The 19719-nt window shown below is 42.1% G+C and carries 17 protein-coding genes and 1 tRNA gene; 7 read left to right on the plus strand and 11 right to left on the minus strand.

Annotated elements, in window-relative coordinates:
- Positions 1-108: 108 nt before the first annotated feature.
- The 5 genes from J3P37_RS21000 to yihA all read right to left on the minus strand — a co-directional run bounded on the left by J3P37_RS21000 (position 109) and on the right by yihA (position 5024).
- Complete coding sequence (locus J3P37_RS21000) at positions 109-1818, minus strand: M3 family oligoendopeptidase (RefSeq protein WP_256013557.1); 1710 nt, start codon at positions 1816-1818, stop codon at positions 109-111.
- A 57-nt stretch (positions 1819-1875) separates the two neighbouring features.
- Positions 1876-2811, minus strand: a complete 936-nt coding sequence (locus J3P37_RS21005; RefSeq protein ID WP_256013559.1) for an NAD-dependent epimerase/dehydratase family protein — start codon at positions 2809-2811, stop codon at positions 1876-1878.
- Positions 2812-2887: 76 nt separating this feature from the next.
- On the minus strand, positions 2888-3529 hold the full coding sequence (locus J3P37_RS21010) for a Crp/Fnr family transcriptional regulator (protein ID WP_256013561.1): 642 nt from the start codon (positions 3527-3529) through the stop codon (positions 2888-2890).
- A gap of 9 nt (positions 3530-3538) precedes the next feature.
- Positions 3539-4396 (minus strand): UbiA-like polyprenyltransferase, encoded by an 858-nt coding sequence (locus J3P37_RS21015; protein ID WP_256013563.1) that lies wholly within the window; start codon positions 4394-4396, stop codon positions 3539-3541.
- A 4-nt stretch (positions 4397-4400) separates the two neighbouring features.
- Positions 4401-5024, minus strand: a complete 624-nt coding sequence (gene yihA / locus J3P37_RS21020) for a ribosome biogenesis GTP-binding protein YihA/YsxC (protein ID WP_256013565.1) — start codon at positions 5022-5024, stop codon at positions 4401-4403.
- A gap of 594 nt (positions 5025-5618) precedes the next feature.
- On the opposite strand from yihA, the gene J3P37_RS21025 reads away from it, so the two are divergent.
- The 5 genes from J3P37_RS21025 to J3P37_RS21045 all read left to right on the plus strand — a co-directional run bounded on the left by J3P37_RS21025 (position 5619) and on the right by J3P37_RS21045 (position 12127).
- Positions 5619-6701, plus strand: a complete 1083-nt coding sequence (locus J3P37_RS21025; protein ID WP_256013568.1) for a LacI family DNA-binding transcriptional regulator — start codon at positions 5619-5621, stop codon at positions 6699-6701.
- 266 nt (positions 6702-6967) lie between these two features.
- Positions 6968-8113, plus strand: a complete 1146-nt coding sequence (locus tag J3P37_RS21030; RefSeq protein ID WP_256013571.1) for a phosphotransferase enzyme family protein — start codon at positions 6968-6970, stop codon at positions 8111-8113.
- 5 nt (positions 8114-8118) lie between these two features.
- A complete protein-coding gene (locus J3P37_RS21035) occupies positions 8119-8772 on the plus strand; it encodes a carbohydrate-binding family 9-like protein (protein WP_256013574.1) in 654 nt (217 codons plus the stop codon).
- 70 nt (positions 8773-8842) lie between these two features.
- Positions 8843-10768 carry a glucosamine-6-phosphate deaminase gene (gene nagB / locus J3P37_RS21040; protein ID WP_256013577.1) on the plus strand — a complete coding sequence of 642 codons (1926 nt, stop codon included), beginning with the start codon at positions 8843-8845 and terminating at the stop codon, positions 10766-10768.
- 18 nt (positions 10769-10786) lie between these two features.
- Positions 10787-12127 carry a sugar MFS transporter gene (locus J3P37_RS21045; RefSeq protein ID WP_256013580.1) on the plus strand — a complete coding sequence of 447 codons (1341 nt, stop codon included), beginning with the start codon at positions 10787-10789 and terminating at the stop codon, positions 12125-12127.
- A gap of 169 nt (positions 12128-12296) precedes the next feature.
- On the opposite strand, the gene J3P37_RS21050 is transcribed toward J3P37_RS21045, so the two are convergent.
- Together J3P37_RS21050 and asnS are read right to left on the minus strand one after the other, a co-directional pair.
- On the minus strand, positions 12297-12767 hold the full coding sequence (locus tag J3P37_RS21050) for a hypothetical protein (protein WP_256013582.1): 471 nt from the start codon (positions 12765-12767) through the stop codon (positions 12297-12299).
- Positions 12768-13047: 280 nt separating this feature from the next.
- On the minus strand, positions 13048-14496 hold the full coding sequence (gene asnS, locus J3P37_RS21055; RefSeq protein WP_256013585.1) for an asparagine--tRNA ligase: 1449 nt from the start codon (positions 14494-14496) through the stop codon (positions 13048-13050).
- A gap of 673 nt (positions 14497-15169) precedes the next feature.
- Here asnS and J3P37_RS21060 point away from each other — a divergent pair.
- Positions 15170-16102 carry an IS4 family transposase gene (locus tag J3P37_RS21060; RefSeq protein ID WP_256013588.1) on the plus strand — a complete coding sequence of 311 codons (933 nt, stop codon included), beginning with the start codon at positions 15170-15172 and terminating at the stop codon, positions 16100-16102.
- Between the two features lie 461 nt (positions 16103-16563).
- Here J3P37_RS21060 and J3P37_RS21065 read toward each other — a convergent pair whose 3' ends face one another.
- A complete protein-coding gene (locus J3P37_RS21065; protein ID WP_256013591.1) occupies positions 16564-17328 on the minus strand; it encodes a LytR/AlgR family response regulator transcription factor in 765 nt (254 codons plus the stop codon).
- Positions 17329-17531: 203 nt separating this feature from the next.
- Positions 17532-18209 (minus strand): tRNA (5-methylaminomethyl-2-thiouridine)(34)-methyltransferase MnmC2, encoded by a 678-nt coding sequence (gene mnmC2 / locus J3P37_RS21070; protein WP_256013594.1) that lies wholly within the window; start codon positions 18207-18209, stop codon positions 17532-17534.
- A gap of 86 nt (positions 18210-18295) precedes the next feature.
- Here mnmC2 and J3P37_RS21075 point away from each other — a divergent pair, with 86 nt between their 5' ends.
- Positions 18296-19324 (plus strand): quinone-dependent dihydroorotate dehydrogenase, encoded by a 1029-nt coding sequence (locus J3P37_RS21075; RefSeq protein WP_256013597.1) that lies wholly within the window; start codon positions 18296-18298, stop codon positions 19322-19324.
- 61 nt (positions 19325-19385) lie between these two features.
- On the opposite strand, the gene J3P37_RS21080 is transcribed toward J3P37_RS21075, so the two are convergent.
- Positions 19386-19565, minus strand: coding sequence for a spore protein (locus tag J3P37_RS21080; protein WP_256013600.1), 180 nt, complete (start codon positions 19563-19565; stop codon positions 19386-19388).
- Between the two features lie 30 nt (positions 19566-19595).
- A tRNA-Cys gene (locus tag J3P37_RS21085) sits at positions 19596-19666 on the minus strand.
- Positions 19667-19719 lie beyond the last annotated feature (53 nt).

Consider the following 19719-nt stretch of genomic DNA (forward strand, 5'->3'; position numbering starts at 1 on the left):
ATTTTTGAATCCTTAGACTCGCTTCGCTCAAGTCTAAGGACAGACGCGTGCCGCGTGCCTGACAATGCATAGATCGTGCTACTCTTCTTTTTGGACACCTCTCGTAAATTAGTTTTCGAGTTTTTCCAGTTCTTGTTTTATAAACTTAGCGAGGTCGTGAACATATTCGGTACTGAAATCAAATTTGATCCCCGCCGTTTTATAAATTTCCCTGATCGTTTTGGTATAGCCCAATTTTAACGCAGCAAGGTAATTTTTCAGACCCAACTGAGGATTCTCTTTGTAGTTTTTCCATACCGCTATAGCTCCTAGCTGGGCAATAGCATATTCAATGTAGTAGAAAGGAACCTCAAAGATATGCAGCTGCTTTTGCCATAAGTTTTCAAGAGCTTCCTCGTAGCCTTGCCAGTTAGCGAAGTTATTACCAAAAGGCTTAAATATTTCTTTCCAGGCCTCTTTGCGCTGTTCAGTGGTATGATCCGGATTAGTATAGATCCAATGTTGGAACTGATCTACAACTGCCACCCATGGAAGGGTTTTCAGAACATCTCTCAACTGGTCTTTTTTTGCACGTATCAGGTCCTCCTGGTTGCTAAAGAAAACTTCCCATTTATCCATGGAGATCAGTTCCATACTCATGGAAGCAAGTTCTGCTACTTCAGATGGAAGGTGTTTAAAATCGTTTAATTCCAGATCGGCTGAGATGAACGTATGCACTGCATGCCCCCCTTCGTGAACCATAGTGGTCAAATCCCTGAAAGTATTGGCAGAGTTCATGAAAATAAAAGGTGCACCTGTTTCAGCCAGTGGATAGTTGTACCCACCCGGAGCTTTTCCCTTGCGGCTTTCCACATCAAACAAACCATTTGCTTTCATTATTTTTAAGCGCTCGCCTATGTAAGGATCAAGACCATCGAAACATTCTATCGACTTATCTACGAGTTCCTGTCCGTTGTTAAATGGTTTCAAAGCAGGTTTGCCTGAAATGTCTACATCCATATCCCATGGTCTTAAGGTATCCAGGCCTAAAGCTTTCTGACGTTTGTCGGCTTCTTTACGTAAGATCGGTACAATCTCCTTTTCAATTGCTGCATGGAATTTATAACAATCATGAGGAGTGTAATCAAATCTGCCCAGAGTATGGAACATGTAGTCGCGGAAGTTTTCAAATCCTGCATTAAGGGCCACCTGATGCCGAAGCTTCAACAGCTCATTAAACAGGTCGTCTAACTGTTGTTTATCCTGCAAACGACGAGCCGTAATCGCTTCCCATGCTCTTTGCCGTATACTTCTGTCGGTGTCTTTTAAAAATACAGATGCTTGTTCAAGAGTGTATTCTTTACCATCAATAGTGACGCTCATGGCGCCGGTGATCGACTGGTATTTTTGTTGCGTTACCTGTATCTGGGTTAATAAAGGCACATTCTCTTCACGGAAAAGCTCAAGAGCTCTTTTCGTTCCACGAATAAAAACAAAGTACTTGTCTTTGTCGAGTTTCTCGGTGTAAGGACTGTCAATAAATTTTTGATTCAGTTCGTTGGCAATAGGAGCTATTTTGGGTTCTATCTCGGTAGCAAAATACTGAAAATCCTGTAAGAGTTGTTCGCTCGCTGTATCGCAGGTCATACGGATATAACGCCATGCAAAATTCTCCTCCAGGGCGGCCTCCAGTTCGCTGCGGTTTCTAAGCCAGGTTTCCAGTTCCTCAACAGAGCTAATTTCTCTTTCTTTAAGATTATTGAAAAGGGGCTCAAGGTTTTCCCATTTTATTTCAAGATTTTCAGGAACAAATGTTCTTGGTTTTTTCTCGATAATCATGTCGCTTCGGTTTTTTTAAGATTTACGAAGTTAAATGAAATTCGGAGTATCTGCTTGTTATTCTCTCTGCACATTGTAATATGTTGCAAAAAGATGTTCAATTCCAGCGCGGTAAGTAACAGGTGTATAGGGAAACCTCTTTTCGAATTTGTCTGAAATGAAATTATAATCGTATTCATACTGGTAATACATTTCAACAGTTCCTTTAATTGCCTGATTAAATAAGCCAAGGGTTTTCAGCATCAGCTTATTAACCTTCATGAATTTAGGTTCTGTCTTAAATATTCCCGCCGCAAGCCGGATAAATTCATGTCCTGTAAGCGCTTTTGCAGTTGGCAGATGCCAGATCTGGTTATCTGTGTCGGGATTTTGTCCCAATAAAAAAACTCCCCGTGCGGCATCCGGGACATAGGTGAATGCATGCAATGTTTCCGGCTTGCCCAGCCATAATGCCTTTTGTTTTTTGGAGTACTTCTCCAGAACCATCATGTCGAAGAAACTGTTCATAGAGTCTGTAGCACCGTAAAAATCCGCAGCTCTTGCAATGCTGGCCCTGATGTTGCCCGCCTTAACTTCATCCATCAGCAGGCTGGCAATCTTCGCCCTTACCTCTCCCTTTACACTGATTGGCTTATATGGGCAATCTTCAGTTATTGGTCCTTTTACATGGCCATACATGTACACATTATCGAAAAATATAAGTCTGGCCTGCGTTTCCCGGGTTGCTTTAATGACGTTTTCCATAACCACCGGCCATTGCTGCTGCCAGACCGCCTTATCGTATTTCAGGCCGGCACATAAATAGATCACCTCCGATCCCTTAACCGCTTGTAAGACCTCGGGGTAGTTGAGAAGATCACCTTTCATCCAGGTGGTGTTGCCATGAGTTTGGATGTGATTTCTGCTCACAAGGCGGATTTTGAGGGATGTTTTTGCCAGTTCTGCTGCAAGGGCGTTACTTACCGGTCCGCCGGCGCCTAAGATAGTATGCATCTTTCAATTATTTGTTTTGATACAAATCTAGATACAAGCACTTGGGGAAATCGTTAACAAAAGATAAGTAATCAGGTCAGCCCTGAACGGTTTTTAGCTGGATGGGAGGCTGGATGATCCTTTTGCGTATCCGCGACAAAGAGACAGGAGTGATACCGAGATAATTTGCAACATAATGCTGCGGAATACGCTTTAATATGTCTTGACCACTTTTAAGCAGGTCGAGGTATCGCTCTTCCGGACTTTGTGTAACAAACGAGTGCACTCTGTCCTCATAACAGCAGATCAGCGCTTCCGCCACCAGTCGCCCGAAACGCTCCATCTTCAAGTTAATGCGAGGGTCCTGCTCTAAGCTCAGAAGATCGCGTTTGTTAAATACAATAAGCTGTGTGTTTTCCAGGGCTTCAATATAAGCGGTTGACGGTATTTCGGTAAGAAAGCTCTTGTATGCGCTTACAAAGTCATTTTCGAGCGTGAAATAACCAGTGATCTCGGTCCCATCTTTAACGTGGTAATATCGTATGGATCCTCTTAGTATAAATCCGACTTCAGCACAAACATTCCCAGCTTCGACAAAAAAATCTTTTTTTCTGAGCTTCCTGAGGTGCAGGTAAGTTTTGAAGATGCTCCATTCCTCCTCTGTAAATACAATAAATTGTTCCAGGAACTTCCTGTATACCAATAGTTGCAGTTCTGTGGGATAAGTGGCAGGCTTCATTACATGGTTCTACCTGGTTCTGAAATAAACATCCAGTAGGAAAAATACTGCAAATATTACGGATGCAATCCCATTTGTGGTTCCGAAAGCCAATCCTACTTTACTCAGGTCGTCGGGTTTCACCAGGCGGTGCTGGTAGATCAGCAAACCAATGAAAAAGACTATTCCAGTAATATAAAAGCCGCCCAGGTCAGTCAGGAAGAAGGGTACAATCAGAAATATAACGCATAGAACGTGCAGCAACGTTGATACCAGCAAAGCATTTTTCCTGCCTAAAACCGATGGGATAGAGTAAAGTTTGGCACCCTTGTCAAATTCATCATCCTGCAGGGCATAGATAATATCGAAGCCGCTTACCCAGCAAACAACCGCCAGCGAAAAGAAGATGGGCAGTAAGGCGAACTCGCCGGTGATACTTAAATAGGCACCAAGGGGAGCAAGTCCTAAGCCAATGCCAAGAATTAGGTGACAAAGAGGAGTGAAGCGTTTTGTAAAACTGTATCCCAGAATTACCGCTAAGGCAACAGGTGAAAGGTAGAAGCACAGGTAATTTATGAAATAAGTGGCGAAAACAAAAAGTGCACAATTAGTAAGAGTAAACAGCAGGGCGTTCCTGGCTGGTATCCTCCCGGAAGGGATATCTCGCACCACGGTCCTGGGATTCTTTGCATCAAAATCTCTGTCGAGGTAACGATTAAAAGCCATAGCTGCATTTCTGGCAAACACCATACAGAGGATCATTAATCCTAATTTTATCCAGCTAAAGGTATAGTCAGTGGTACTTAAGGCCAAAAAGAAACCTATAAATGCAAATGGCATGGCAAATATGGTATGGGCAAAGAGTACTAAAGACAGGTATTTCTTCATACAATTAAGCGTTATTATTTGAAGTAGGAGGGATAAACCTTGCGTTAATATCATGTATAAAAGCCAGGACCTCTTCCCGTCCATTTTTCGACTCAGACGAGGTAATAAACTGAGGTGGCACTTCCTCGAAATATTCGAGCATTGCTTTCTTAAACTTGCTAACCGATTGTTCCGTTTTTAACCGCGATTGCTTATCTGCCTTGGTGAACACAAGAACGAAGGGAATTCCATGCTCTCCAAGCCATGCGCAAAAGTCTTTATCGACCTTTTGTGGTTCGAGTCTGCTGTCGATCAAGACAAATACACATTGCAGGTTTTCCCGGTTCTTTAGATAATAGCGGATAAAGCGTTCCCATTCACCCCGGTTTGTTTTAGATGCCCTTGCATAACCATAACCTGGCAGATCCACAAGATACCAGTCTTCATTTATAAGAAAATGATTTATTAGCTGTGTTTTTCCCGGGGTTTGTGATGTTTTCGCCAGTCCCTTCTTTTGTGTAAGCATGTTTATCAAGGACGACTTGCCTACATTTGAACGTCCGATAAAAGCGTACTCCGGTAATTCGGGAAGCGGTAACTTATCGGTTCGGGTGTTGCTGCATTTGAATTCTGCTGAACGTATTTGCATTTGGGCAAAGTTAGGCATTTTGAAACAGAGTATCCGCTTAATAAAAGCTTCCAGGAGAGAATGGAATTTAAACAGGCAGAGCTGCGGCTGCGATTTGGTTTTCTGCAAGGCATACGCCAGCCCCGGTTTTAAACAGAGAATAAAGCCCCTGCTAGCGCAGGCCGTGCCGTGACTATTGCACAACTAGACAATTAACAGGCTTTCTGTCCATAGACTTAGCGAAGCGGAGTCTATGGATTAATCCAATAAACGAGAGTCTCCGACTCTCTGGACGTCAAGGACATGGCGCTTTATCGAGTCGGAGACTCTCGTTCATTGATGGATGACAGTACGGAACCTTTTAGGGCATGTTGAGCAACGGCCACGTGCAGCGTGTGCTCGGCGGAACTAGCAGCCCGGCCCGTATTTTCGACACCCGCCACCTCGGCCTAACATGGAGGGTGTCCGCACACGCGGCACGTAGCGCCTATGTGGTCGTTTTTTCGCATTTTCAAATAAATTCTTTATATTTTCCTTTCTGATGGAAAATTTTTAAATAACTAAGTATCTATATTGATACATTTGCAGAAAAATAGCATTAAATTTCTGAATCTGATGAGGGATAAGAATGTTCGGATAAAAGACATTGCTTTAAAGGCCAAAGTATCTACCGGCACAGTCGACCGCGTATTACATAACAGGGGGAAAGTCTCTGAGAAGGTGCGTGTACGGGTTCTTAAAATACTGGAAGAAATGGACTATCAGCCCAACCTTATGGCCCGGGCCTTGGGTTCAAACAAAGTGTATAGAATTGCCGCATTAATTCCTGATCATAAAAATGACTCCTATTGGTTTGCCCCTAAGGCAGGTATTGAGAAAGCCGAAAAGGACTTGAAACAATATGGCATCACTGTTGAGCAGTTTCTATTTAATCAGTATGACGGGGGATCTTTCATAACGCAGGCGGAAGAGGTTACTAAAAGTAATCCCGACGGCGTGCTGGTCGCCCCGGTTTATTACCGGGAAGTATTGCCGTTTTTTGAGAAATGGAAAGAGCTTAATATCCCCTTTGTGCTTTTTAATACTCAGATTCCCGACTTTGATCCTTTGAGTTATATTGGCCAGGATTCTTACCAGAGCGGCTTGCTTGCTGCTAAGCTCACGCACTTCGGTCAATCGCATCCGGGAACAGTGATGATCGCGCACATTGATGAGGAAATAAGTAATGCCGCTCACCTGATAAAAAAGGAGCAGGGTTTTCGAAATTACTTTATACAAAATAACCTGGACATGTATACGGTAATGCGGGCTGAATTAAAAAAGAACGAAACCACATCTTTCAACAAGCAACTGGACGATATCATTGAAGAGACGCCCGATCTTTCAAGTATTTTTGTAACTACATCAAAAGCGTTTGACATCGCAAAGTATCTGGAGGAAAGGATGATTAAGCACATCAGGCTCATTGGGTATGATCTCCTTTCACAAAATCTTTATTACTTAAATAGAGGAACTATCAGCTTCCTGATCAATCAGAACCCAAGAGGTCAAGGATATTGGGGTATTCATCAGCTAACCGATTTCCTGGTATTCAAAAAGGAAGTGAAAAGCATAAAGTATCTTCCTTTGGATATCGTAACAAAAGAAAATGCCAGTTATTATACTGATGAAGACAGTATCTATAATGACATTGTATAAGCTTGTGATCGTGCAGGCTGTTAAATTCAAATCAAGTTAGCTATTCAGCTAATAGGGATCCCTTACGATATTTCATTTTTATCAATTTTTGTTGACGCTCTGCCAAACCTGAAGGAAGACAAATCAGAAAAAATATTTTCAATTAAAATGTGTGCGAACACATTTTAATTTTTTAAGTTTGTAATGCGTTATATTTAATGCCGGGTGTCTACGTGCACGTGTTAGAACTGTGCCACACTTGAATTTGAATACTAGAACATCATTTCATGGATTCTAACACATCTTATAATTTCCCTGAGATCCTTTCCTCATTTGATTTGGAAGGCTCTGTAGCCGAAATCAAACCTTTTGGTTCAGGACATATCAACAGTACTTTTTATCTTAAAAATGCCATTGAGGATCGCCCGGACTATCTGTTGCAGCGTATAAACCACTATGTTTTTAAAGATGTGGCTGCATTGAGCAATAACATAAAGTTAGTTACCGACCATCTGCGCAAAAAGATTTCTCTTCAGGGAAATGCTGATCCGCAGCGGGAGGTGCTTAATATGCTTCCGGCAAAAACTGGCTTATACTATCATCAGGACGAACAGGGAAATTACTGGCGCATTTATCATTACCTGAAAGGCACCAAAAGTTACGATCTTCTGGAAACTGCGCAACAGGCGTATGAAGGAGGAAAGGCTTTTGGGAGGTTTCAGGCACTGCTTGCAGATATGGATTCCTCTCTACTTGCAGAAACAATTCCCAATTTTCACAATATTGAATATCGTCTCGATAATTTCGATAAGGCATTGGAGAATGACCCTCTTTCGCGATCAAAGGAGTGCTTACCCGAGATTGACTTCATCAAAGCACGTACACAAACTATGTGCACCATTCTAAATCTCGGACGCCAGGGCAAACTGCCTTTGCGGATCACTCATAACGACACGAAGTTCAACAATGTGCTTCTTGATCAGAACGATAAGGCACAATGTGTAATTGACCTTGATACCGTAATGCCTGGTTATACAGCCTACGATTTTGGAGACGCTATTCGTACCATCATCAATACAGCCGAGGAAGATGAAAAGGATCTGAGTAAAATTGGGTTGAATGTTGACCTGTTTAAAGCATATACACGCGGTTATCTCAGCGAAACTATTAACTTTCTAAGTTCGGAGGAGTTTAAGGCTCTCATTTATGGGGCGCTTCTGCTTCCGTATATGCAGGCAGTTCGTTTTCTGACAGATCACCTTGACGGAGATAACTATTTCAAAATTCACTTTCCGGGACATAATTTACAGCGTGCCCGTGCCCAGCTTCAACTATTAAAGAACTTGGAGGAGAACCGGGAGCTCCTGGAATCCTTAATATATGAGATCGCAGATGATCTTAGAGCTTCAAAAGAGCGTGGCCCTAACACATAATAAATATGCTGACAATTACTCATCAATCTTTCGATAATAATATTAAGGCTGCGTCCCTGCTATTGGACAAAGCACCTAGAAATTCAATTGATATTGCTCCCTGGAGAGAATATCCATATAAACCGGATGCTTCCTTTTCAATACTTTATACCGACGACAGTATCCTCCTTAAGTATTTCGTAAAAGAGAAAAATATTAAGGCTATACATTACGAAATAAACTCCTCAGTCCATAAAGATACATGTGTAGAGTTTTTCATCGCATTTGATAATGAGAAAGGTTACTATAATCTGGAGTTTAATTGTGCAGGAACGTGTCATGCTGCTTATGGGGAGGGCCGTAACGGCAGAGAGTTGCTACCTGTTAATCTGATTCAGAAAATCAGTTATTTGTCGGCTATAAATGGCGCAACTAAAGATGATGAAGATATTGACTGGGAACTAACTCTGGTGATCCCCATTGAAATCTTTCGCTATCATCAGATACAATCGTTAAGCGGGAAGAAGTGCAGAGTTAATTTTTATAAATGCGGTGACGATTTACCTGAACCGCATTTTTTGTGTTGGAACGACATTAAAGTAGATTCTCCGGATTTTCATCTACCCGAGTTTTTTGGCGAAGCTCTTTTCGCTGGCCGGGTTGAAGAACTTGTAAGCTAGCAGTATTTGTTAACAAAAAAATTAAAGAATATAAAATATTAATTTATTCATAGATTTATAAATATATAGTATGTCCCGATTAAACCTTCTGGAAGAAACCCGATTTGAAAAACTACCGGTAACGGTGTATCCTGACGAGCAGAAAGCATCTGTTGCTGTTGCCCGCAAGATTGCGAACCTTATACAGTCGAAACAAGCTAAGGGTGAAACCACTGTATTGGGCCTTGCAACTGGTGCCACACCGGTGAAAGTATACGCAGAGTTGATACGTATTCATAAGGAAGAAGGCTTGAGTTTTAAATCAGTTGTCACCTTTAATCTGGATGAATATTATCCGATGGCACCGACAGCTGCGCAGAGTTACGTAACCTTTATGAAGGAGAATCTGTTCAATCATATTGATATCGATATGAACAACGTACATATTCCAGATGGTACGCTGCCAGTTGAGCAGATCGCCGATTTCTGCCTTGATTATGAACAAAAGATCTCTTCTTATGGCGGACTAGATCTTCAGGTTCTTGGAATTGGACGTACAGGACACATTGGTTTTAATGAGCCAGGTTCTGCACCAAATTCAGGTACACGTTTGGTAACCCTGGATGATCTTACAAGGAGAGACGCCTCAAGGGACTTCGGTGGAAAACAAAATGTACCAACGAAGGCCATCACCATGGGGATCGGTACCATCTTTAAGGCCCGCGAGATCATCCTGATGGCCTGGAACAAGAAAAAAGCCGGGATCATTAAAAAGGCCGTTGAGTGTGAAATCTCATCAGACGTTCCTGCTACTTATCTGCAGCTGTCCGATAATGTTGAATTTGTACTGGATCAGGATGCTGCCTCAGAACTTACCCGCTTTGATACGCCATGGCTCGTAAAAGATTGCATCTGGGATGAAGCTCTGATTAAGAAAGCGGTAATCTGGCTGGCAGGTTTCCTGAATAAACCAGTTTTAAAGCTTACTGAAGAAGATTATAACAATCATGGTATGTCGCAGCTGGCTACTGAAAAAGGGCCTGTTTATAACATAAATATTGATATCTTTAATAAAATACAACGTACGATCACCGGATGGCCTGGCGGAAAGCCAGGGGCTGAAGATAACCAGCGTCCTGAAAGAGCAGAACCTGCAAAAAAACGTGTTTTGATCTTTTCTCCGCATCCGGATGATGATGTGATCTCGATGGGAGGAACTTTTATCCGTTTGGCAGATCAGGGGCATGATGTTCATGTTGCATACCAAACTTCTGGTAATACTGCGGTTTGGGACGATGATGCACTTCGTTTCGTGGAGTTTGCTATCGATTTTTCGGAGTCGCAGGGTAAAGAAAGTACTGATCTCAAAAACCTGTATGGCAGCATGCGTAGTTTCCTTGAAACTAAGCAGCCTAACCAGGCGGATACCAAAGAGATCCAAACGATAAAAGGTTTAATAAGAAAAGGTGAAGCCATTGCCGGTGCCCGCTTTGCAGGTCTCGACGATGAGCATATCCATTTTATGGCTCTGCCTTTCTACGATCTGGCTAAAACTCAGAAACGTGCTATATTGGAAGAAGATGTTCAGCAAACTATTGACCTTCTTCAAAAAGTTAAGCCTCATCAGATATTTGCAGCAGGCGATTTTGCCGATCCTCATGGTACACATAAGGTTTGCTTTGATATTATCCTCAAGGCGATGGAGAAACTGAGAGCTACCGAAGAGTGGACAAAAGATTGCTGGTTGTGGATGTACAGAGGGGCATGGCATGAATTTGAGACCTACGAAATTGAAATGGCTGTCCCTTTATCTCCGCAAGAGGTTGAAAGAAAACGCCTGGCAATCTTCAAACATCAGTCACAAAAAGACCGCCCGGTGTTCCCAGGCGACGATTCAAGAGAGTTCTGGGTACGTGCAGAAGATCGCACCAGGGAAACTGCGAAATGCTACGATCAACTTGGGCTTGCCGAATACGAAGCAATGGAAGCCTTCGTAAGATGGAAATTTAATAATTAAAAAATAACAGATAGCTTTATGTCTACACCTCAATCCGCAGCAGTGCAAACAGAGAAGAAAGCAATTAATCCTATTGTAATTATAGGTGCCTTGTTCTTTGTCTTTGGTTTTGTCACCTGGTTAAATGGTACGCTGATTCCATTTCTTCAGCTGGCTTGTGAATTAAATACCTCGCAAGCCCTACTGGTAACTTTTGCCTTTTACATGGCCTACTTTTTCTTAGCAATACCTTCATCATTTATTTTGAAGAAGACGGGCTTTAAAAACGGGATGTCCTTAGGGCTTTTTGTAATGGCAATTGGTGCCTTGATCTTTGTGCCAGCGGCTATGGTTCGTACATTTCCATTGTTCCTGGTAGGATTATTTGTGCAGGGGATGGGCTTATCCCTATTGCAAACAGCATCTAATCCGTACATTGCTGTGGTAGGTCCGATAGAAAGTGCTGCCAAGCGGATCAGTATTATGGGTATCTGTAATAAGATAGCCGGGGCACTAAGTCCGCTAGTTTTAAGCGCCCTTGTACTAAAAGGTGCTCAGGCTATTGAAAATCAGCTCACCACGATCACCGATCCGGCTCAAAAGGAAATATTGCTGAGCGATCTGGCACACCGGGTTATTATGCCTTATATCATTATCGCAGCAGTTCTGATTGTGCTTGCATTACTGGTTAGATATTCATCTTTGCCAGAGATCAACACGGATCAGGATGATATCGACGAAAGCGGAGCCGTGGTTGCGCCGAAGTCAAGCATCTTTAAATACAAGAACCTTAATCTTGGTGTGATCTGTCTCTTTCTTTACGTGGGTGTTGAAGTGATGGCTGGGGATGTGATTGGAACTTATGGCAAATCTTTAGGCATGAGCCTGGATCAAACAAAAATTTTCACTTCATACACGCTGGCTTCAATGGTAGTGGGTTATATTATCGGAATAATAGCCATTCCTAAATACGTTAAACAGGAGCAGGCTCTGTTGATTTCGGCAATAGTTGGAGTTGCATTTACCATTGCTGCTTATTTAACTACAGGCTTTACCAGTATTGCTTTTATAGCTCTGCTTGGTCTGGCTAACTCACTTATGTGGCCAGCTATTTTTCCACTCGCTATAAAAGGCCTCGGAAAGTATACCAAGTTGGGTTCGGCCTTATTAGTGATGGGTATTGCCGGTGGTGCTATTCTGCCACAGATATATGCTTCTCTTGAGGAATCCATGGGTACTCAACCTGCGTTCTTGTGGAGCATGTTGCCTTGTTACTTATATATCCTTTACTATGCAGTTTCCGGCCATAAAACAAAGAACTCTGCAGGCAGGAATACTCCGGCAGAACAAACTATCCTTACAGTTCCAAGAGATATTTAAGGATTAAAAATTGATGAGGTGGTGTTCTGCGAGTTTAGGCGCTTTTAGCACACGCGGTACCAATTCTGTCCAGAGAGTTCCGAAGGAGCTCTCTGGATTATTAAATGAAAAGGAGTCTCCAGACTCCCGAAACAAAAAGGAATTAAATTGATAAAATTTGATTCCTTTTTTATAACGACATATTCAACATAGGATCGCTGGCAGATCTGGCCGCAGCTTTGCTGACCACCACAGCTGCCCTGCATTCATACCGCTTACTCTTAACTATGGCTAAAGTATCTGACTTATGGTTTTTGTTGCACTTGAACCAATGATCTTTCGGATTGTACGAGACCGCAATGGTATCGCCGATCTTCACGTCCTTCTTAAGAATTCTATTTGAAGAAACAATTTCTTTGTTGTGTAAAAGCTTGACATACACATGTCTGGTGATAAGCTGAGCTTTAGCTGTATTAAAAAAAACGACAACAAGTATGAAGCTGAGCAGAGGTTTAATGTATTGGGGAAGAGCAGTCTCGTTTTGGGTTTTGCTTGCCCCGGAATAATTTATTACTTTTTCAGCGCAGCATGATCCCGGGAAAAACAAAGAACCTTTTTTTGCTCTGCTGGTAAATATTTTTCGAAATTTAAGTAAAAGCATAACCTTAGGTTTGTACAGTGTTGTACAAGCCAAATGCCATTTGCCATTCTGTAGTTTCTAATGTGAACCACTTTCACGCAGAGCAAGCCGTTTTGTATAAATTATTGTTTCCATTATTCGTGATGTGCACAGTACAAAAAGATCCTTTCTTTTGCCTGACCATTATCTCTGACACCTGCATGCTCACTATCAGCTACCTGTCACGTGGTGACTCACACAATAGAAATACAAAGGCCCGGAAGATATCTCTCCGGGCCTTTCTTATCTTGTTCGCTGATGATCAAAACTCAGCGTTCTTTGGCGTTCGTGGGAAAGGAATTACATCTCGAATATTAGTCATTCCTGTTACAAACAATACCAATCGCTCAAAACCTAGCCCGAAGCCTGCATGCGGCGCTGTTCCGAAACGACGGGTATCCAGGTACCAGCTGAGTTCTTCAGCAGGAATATGCATTTCACCCATGCGTTGTTCAAGCAGTTCTAAACGCTCTTCACGCTGAGAACCTCCAACGATTTCTCCGATACCAGGAAACAAAATATCCATAGCCCGAACAGTTTTTCTACCTTCGGCATCCACATCATTCTGGCGCATATAAAATGCCTTGATCGCTGCAGGGTAGTCTGTAAGTATAACCGGCTTCTTAAAGTGTTTCTCTACCAGAAAACGCTCATGTTCCGATTGCAGGTCAGCTCCCCATTCATCAATTAAATATTTAAACTGTTTTTTCTGGTTAGGCTTTGAGCTTTTAAGAATCTGGATAGCCTCAGTATAAGTGATTCGCTCGAAATCATTTTCCAGGCAGAAGTTCAGTTTTGCTAGTAAATCCAGTTCAGAGCGCTCATTCTGAGGTTTCTGTTTTTCTTCTTCCTGCAAACGGCCTTTTAAGAACTCCAGTTCTTCAGTGCAGTTGTCTAAAGCGTAACGGATCACATACTTCAGCAGGCTTTCAGCCAGGTCCATATTGTCATTCAGATCATAGAAAGCCATTTCCGGCTCAATCATCCAAAACTCCGCAAGATGGCGTGTGGTATTAGAATTTTCAGCCCTGAACGTTGGGCCGAAAGTATAAATATCACCAAAAGCCATAGCCGCCAGCTCTCCTTCCAACTGACCAGAAACCGTCAGGTTGGTTGGTTTGCCAAAGAAATCCTCTTTGAAATTTACCGAGCCATCCTCGTTACGCGGAATGTTATCAAAGTCGATGGTCGATACCCGGAACATTTCCCCCGCTCCCTCAGCATCAGAACCTGTCACAATAGGAGTGTGCATATAAACGAAGCCGCGGTCGTTGAAAAACTTGTGGACCGCGAATGCCAGTGCATGACGAACTTTGAATACGGCATTAAAAGTGTTAGTGCGGAAACGCAAATGAGCAATCTCACGTAAAAACTCCAGGCTATGTTTCTTCGGTTGTAACGGAAACTTTTCGGGATCACTGTCTCCAAGGATCTCCAATTCCGTTACCTTCACCTCCACACGTTGACCTTTACCTAGTGATTCGACCAGTTGCCCGGTAACAGAAACTGCCGCACCTGTAGTAAGCCGTTTTAACAAACTGTCTTCAGTGGTGTTGAAATCAACAACTGCCTGTATATTATTAATAGTAGAACCGTCATTAATAGCTATAAACTGGTTGTTACGGAAGGTCTTTACCCATCCCTTTACCGTAATGGTCTGTCCAAAATCAGTGGAGTTTAATAGATCTTTTATTTTAATGCGTTTTGGCATCTTCTAAATTGTTTTTTTGTTTGTGCGGATGTTGTAGAACAATCCCTAGTTTCACAAAAATACAAATCCCTTTAGCATTTTAAATTAAATGCTGTTTTTTCATGATTCCCGTCAAATAATTGCCAGAAAAAGGTGTGGAATGTGATTTAGCAATTACGGTTGTGTAAAACTTCCGCAGTTTCATCCTGTAGAAAGCAGTGTTGATGTAAATCTTTTTTTTTATTCAGGGGCTTTATGGATGTTTGTATCATTAAACAGTAGCTATTCTGCAAAAGCCTTAGGGGCGGTTGGAGAGAGAAGGAAAGAAGAAATTGAGGCCTAAACCTTATTCCTAAACCTTATACATCTATCTAAATAAAATTAATGCATACTGGTTAATTGGGTAAGCTGAATACAACGTATTCAGCTTTTTTTGCGCTTATGGTATCTTAAGGCACACGGCACGCGTGCGCCAAGAAAAGGGATCAAGCGGAAAAGTTGGGGGGATGTTCTTTCCTTCGTCATCCTGAACTTGTTTCAGGACCTCTTGCTTAAGCATGTCCTTTATAGTTCAAGAGTTGCCGAATTGAATTCACTGTTGTCCGGTAAAGGATTTTTTTGATAAAAGTTAAGGGGTAGTTTTTTGCTACCCCTTTGTTGTTGATATTTGAGTTACGACACTTAAATATTCAACATGGGCAAAAATACTTTTTTTACCGGACAGCCGGTGCTGAACCAGCTATTAAGTTTACTTGACCGTAATGGAATAAGATCGATAGCCAGGCGCGGTGACCATGACCGTTACTATCGTTATTTCGACACCTATACACACCTGGTAACGATGCTGTATTGCGCTTTCAATAAATGCACCAGTAGCCGGGAGGTTGTCAGTGGCATGCAGGCATGCCTGCATAAACTCGGCCATACCGGCATTGTTAAATGTCCGGCACGAAGTACTTTATGTGATGCCAATGCCAGGCGAAGCTTTGCGGTATTTGCCGATGTTTATGAGCAGCTATATCGTCGTCATAAGCATCTTTTACCGGACAGCCGGTTACGGATAGACCCTAAACTTTTTATTGCCGACTCTTCGACCATCACTTTGTTTCAGCGGATATTGAACGCGCCAAGTCCTGGTAAATCCGATGGCAGAAGAAAGGGCGGTATCAAAGTCCACACCTTGATCAACGCTGCAGACGATGTGCCCTTAAAGGTAAGCTTTACTGCCGCCAGCGCCAATGACATGCCTTTTCTAAAAGAGATACACCTGCAACCAGGATCATTCATCGTTTTTGATAAAGGATATGTAAACTATTCTCAATATGAAAGATTCTGTAAGGAAGGTGTATTCTTCGTTACCAGGCAGAAAAAAGATGCCCGTTATGTAGTGGAGGCTGTCAATGAATTAAGCGAACATAGTAAGGAACTGGGCGTAATAGAAGATAAAGCACTTCTGCAAGGAACACGGACACAAAAAGAAGGTATAAAGCTAAAGGTCCGGCTGGTTACTTTTTTCGACAAAGAGTCCGCCAGAACGTTTGAGTTCCTGACCAACAACTTTTCCCTGCCACCAGAATCGATAGCTGACATTTATAAAAAAAAGATGGCTCATCGAAATACTTTTTAAAAGAATCAAACAGAACTTTCCGCTCAGATACTTCCTTGGCGACAATGAAAACGCCATAAAGATCCAGATATGGTGTGCTTTTATTGCCGATCTGCTAATTAAGCTGGTACAGGTACAACTCAAAAGGAAATGGGCTTTTTCTAATCTGACCTCTATCATCAGATTACATTTGATGAGTTACATCCGTCTCTTTGACTTCCTGAATAACCCCGAACGGCTGTCCGCAACAATTGACAATGGCGGACAACTCAAATTAGGGGGCTTGGAAATCGGATTTAAGACATAAAACTTGTCGCAAACACTCAAATTACAGATTTTTCTTATCTATTGAAGATTTACCGGACAACAGTGAATTGAATTCGGCATGACGACCGTTTTAAAAAGTTTGGCACTAATGCGCTTAGCCGCCCCCAACTTTTCCACTTGATCCAAGAAAAGCCCGAACTTTTCCGTTTGATCCGTTAAAACCCAATAAAAGCCTCGCCCGGCCTGTTAATATTGCGTTTTGTTTTTAACAGCCTTTCGTTCAGCTTTAGATGGAAATTGTTGCGGTAAGATGCTCCAATAATAATTCTTTCACCATTGTTCAGGAACACCTGGTTACCGTCAACTGCCCTGATCTTATTGATGTTGACGATATATGATTTATGCACCCTGATAAACTTTTCACAGGGAAGATTTTCTTCGATCTCTTTCATAGTGAGATAAGCAAGGTGCTTTTCCTGTTCCATAATAAGAGAAATGTAGTTTAGTGAAGCTTCTACATAGATGATCTCATCGTATTTTACTTTGACAAACTTTTTTCCGCTGGAGTCTTTCTTTATGAAAAAGTGGTCGTTGGGATCACTTAGTAATCGCAAACTTTTCTCCATCTCCCTGAATCTGATCTTTTTGGACTTGATTATTGTTCTAAGGAAGCTTGAATACTCCACTGGTTTAATCAGGTAGTCGATCGCATTTAGTTCAAGAGCTTCATAAGCATATGCTTCATTTTCGCCTGTAATGATCACTGATGAAAAGTTGCTGTATTGAATCACATCGGTTGGATACTGCCTGGCAAGATCAATACTGATGAAAATGATATCGGGTTTGGTTACAATAAATCTGTCAAGAAGTCCCTTTGGTGTTTCAGATGAACCAATCAAAGTAATGTGTTCAACCAACGAAATAAAGCCTGACAGCGTTGAAATATCGATATCGCTGTCAATTATATGACACGTAAACATTAGTCCTCTTGTGTATTGTTCTCCCCCTCCTGCAATATGCGATGGTTTACGAAAATACGATTATGTTTTCAAACCTTCAACTTTTTAACTCTCGAATTTAAACTTTTACTTACAACTCATCACTTATAACTATAAATAGCACCCTAAGCTCTCCTGCCCGACGTCTCGGCTCTAACGCTTTACTCCAGGCTCTGCTCTTTCACCTACAATTTGACCGCTCTCAGCATTTCCCTTTTACCCGGAGCTCCTGGTGCTTTTTCAATCTCAAATCCGAGTGCCTTCATAATTCGCTTCAAATTTCCTGTAATGGCGTAGGTTACAAACACGCCTCCCTTTTTTAAAAACTGGCAGCAATGAGCCAACGCGTTTTCCGTCCACATTTCAGGCTGGTGAATAGCAGCAAAGGCATCAAAGTACAGTACATCATAGGATTGCTGTGTGCCGAATTTTAAAAGTTCCGTATGAGCGATTTCTAACCAGGAGTTTTCTCCAATATCGGTACGTGAGGCCAATGCCGCTGCATACCGATTCTTAAATGCCTGCCATGTATCATCAGCCACAAAGGCTTCATATCCTGTGCTTATGATAAGCTCATCGCTCAATGGGAAGGCTTCGATCCCTGTATAATTAAGTGAGATCTTACGGCTGGAGCAGTAATCGGCCGTCAATAGAAAATTGAGGCCTGTTCCAAACCCAACCTCCAGTATGTTAACAGTATTTGCGCTGTTCCATTCCAGAAAATAATGCAATCCTGAAGCCAGAAAAACATGCCTGCTTTCTTGTAAAGCGCCGTGTTTTGAATGATAATGTTCTCCGATCTGTTCATTCCAGATGGTATTGCTGCCGTCGGCTGTGCTAACCAGTTTCAGTTCAGTTTCCATAATCCGGCAATAGTACATAATATGTCTTAAATAATAAATGATAAAAACATACCTGTAAATACTTTCCTGTGATGTAATTTTGCCTCATGTATCAGCTAATTAAGCCCCTTCTCTTTCGCTTCGATCCAGAAGATATCCATCATTTTGTAACCTCGGCTTTAAAAACACTTAACCGGGTATGGGGGGTAGCCTCCCTTCAGAAAAAGGCTTTCCATATTGAAGATCCGCGGTTAGAACGGGAAGTGTTTGGTCTGAAGTTTAAAAACCCTGTAGGTTTAGGCGCCGGTTTCGATAAAAACGCTTCCATGGTTGAAGACCTCGCAAATTTTGGGTTCGGCTTTATTGAAGTAGGCACAGTTACACCGTTGCCGCAGCCAGGGAACGATCAGCCGCGCATGTTCCGTCTCCCGAAAGATGAAGCCCTTATCAATCGCATGGGTTTTAATAACCAGGGTGTTGATGTGGTAGTTCACCGCTTAAAGCAGATCAAACGTAATGGTCTCATCATAGGAGGTAATATTGGGAAAAACAAACTTACCCCGAACGAAGAGGCGGTAAGTGACTATATAAAGTGTTTTGATGCCCTGTTTGATGTGGTAGACTATTTTGTTGTGAATGTAAGTTCACCCAACACGCCGGGCTTACGCGAATTACAGGAAAAAGGCCCGTTAAAAAATATTCTGAATACCTTGCAGCAGCGTAATTCCAGAAATAATATTTCCCGCCCTATATTGCTCAAAATAGCTCCCGATCTGACCAACAGCCAGCTGGATGACATTGTTGAGATTGTGCAGGAAACCGGTATAGCCGGAATTATCGCAACTAATACCACCCTTTCGCGGGATGGACTTTACTCGTCTGAGAAATTGAAATCTCAGGCAGGGGGACTTAGCGGAAGGCCTTTGACCAGGCGTTCAACAGAGGTGATCCGTTATTTATCCGAGAAATCTAATAAATCTTTCCCGATCATTGGGGTAGGAGGAGTGCATACTGCTAAAGATGCGATTGAAAAATTGAATGCGGGTGCTTCTTTAATACAGGTCTACACGGGTTTTATTTACGAAGGCCCCGGAATAGTAAAAAACATTAATAAAGGATTGCTTGCCAACCCTTAACCAAATGACAATAAAAAAGCCCTGTTACAGTAACAGGGCTTTTTTATATGCTGAAGACAAATTATTTTGCCTGAGCTTCAATCTTAGCTAAAACTTCGTTGTTTTTTACAATCTGGCTTTTTGCAGATTCCTTTGAACGGCTGCCTATCTCAAGGTTACGTCCTAATTTAAGAAACTGAACTTCCAGGCGTGAAACAGTTTTGTTCTTTCTGTCTTTTCTTTTTAAACGTGTAACTCCCATGGTTTTCTTTTTATAATACTAATTATCCCGAGGTCGGAAGCGGATTCGAACCGCTGTAGAAGGTTTTGCAGACCTCTGCCTAGCCACTCGGCCATCCGACCCTTTGTTTTAAAGGAATGCAAAAATAGTAATTTTTAGTGTTTGACCAATAAAT

The sequence above is a fragment of the Desertivirga xinjiangensis genome, from assembly GCF_024436435.1.
In the GTDB taxonomy this organism is placed as follows: domain Bacteria; phylum Bacteroidota; class Bacteroidia; order Sphingobacteriales; family Sphingobacteriaceae; genus Desertivirga; species Desertivirga xinjiangensis.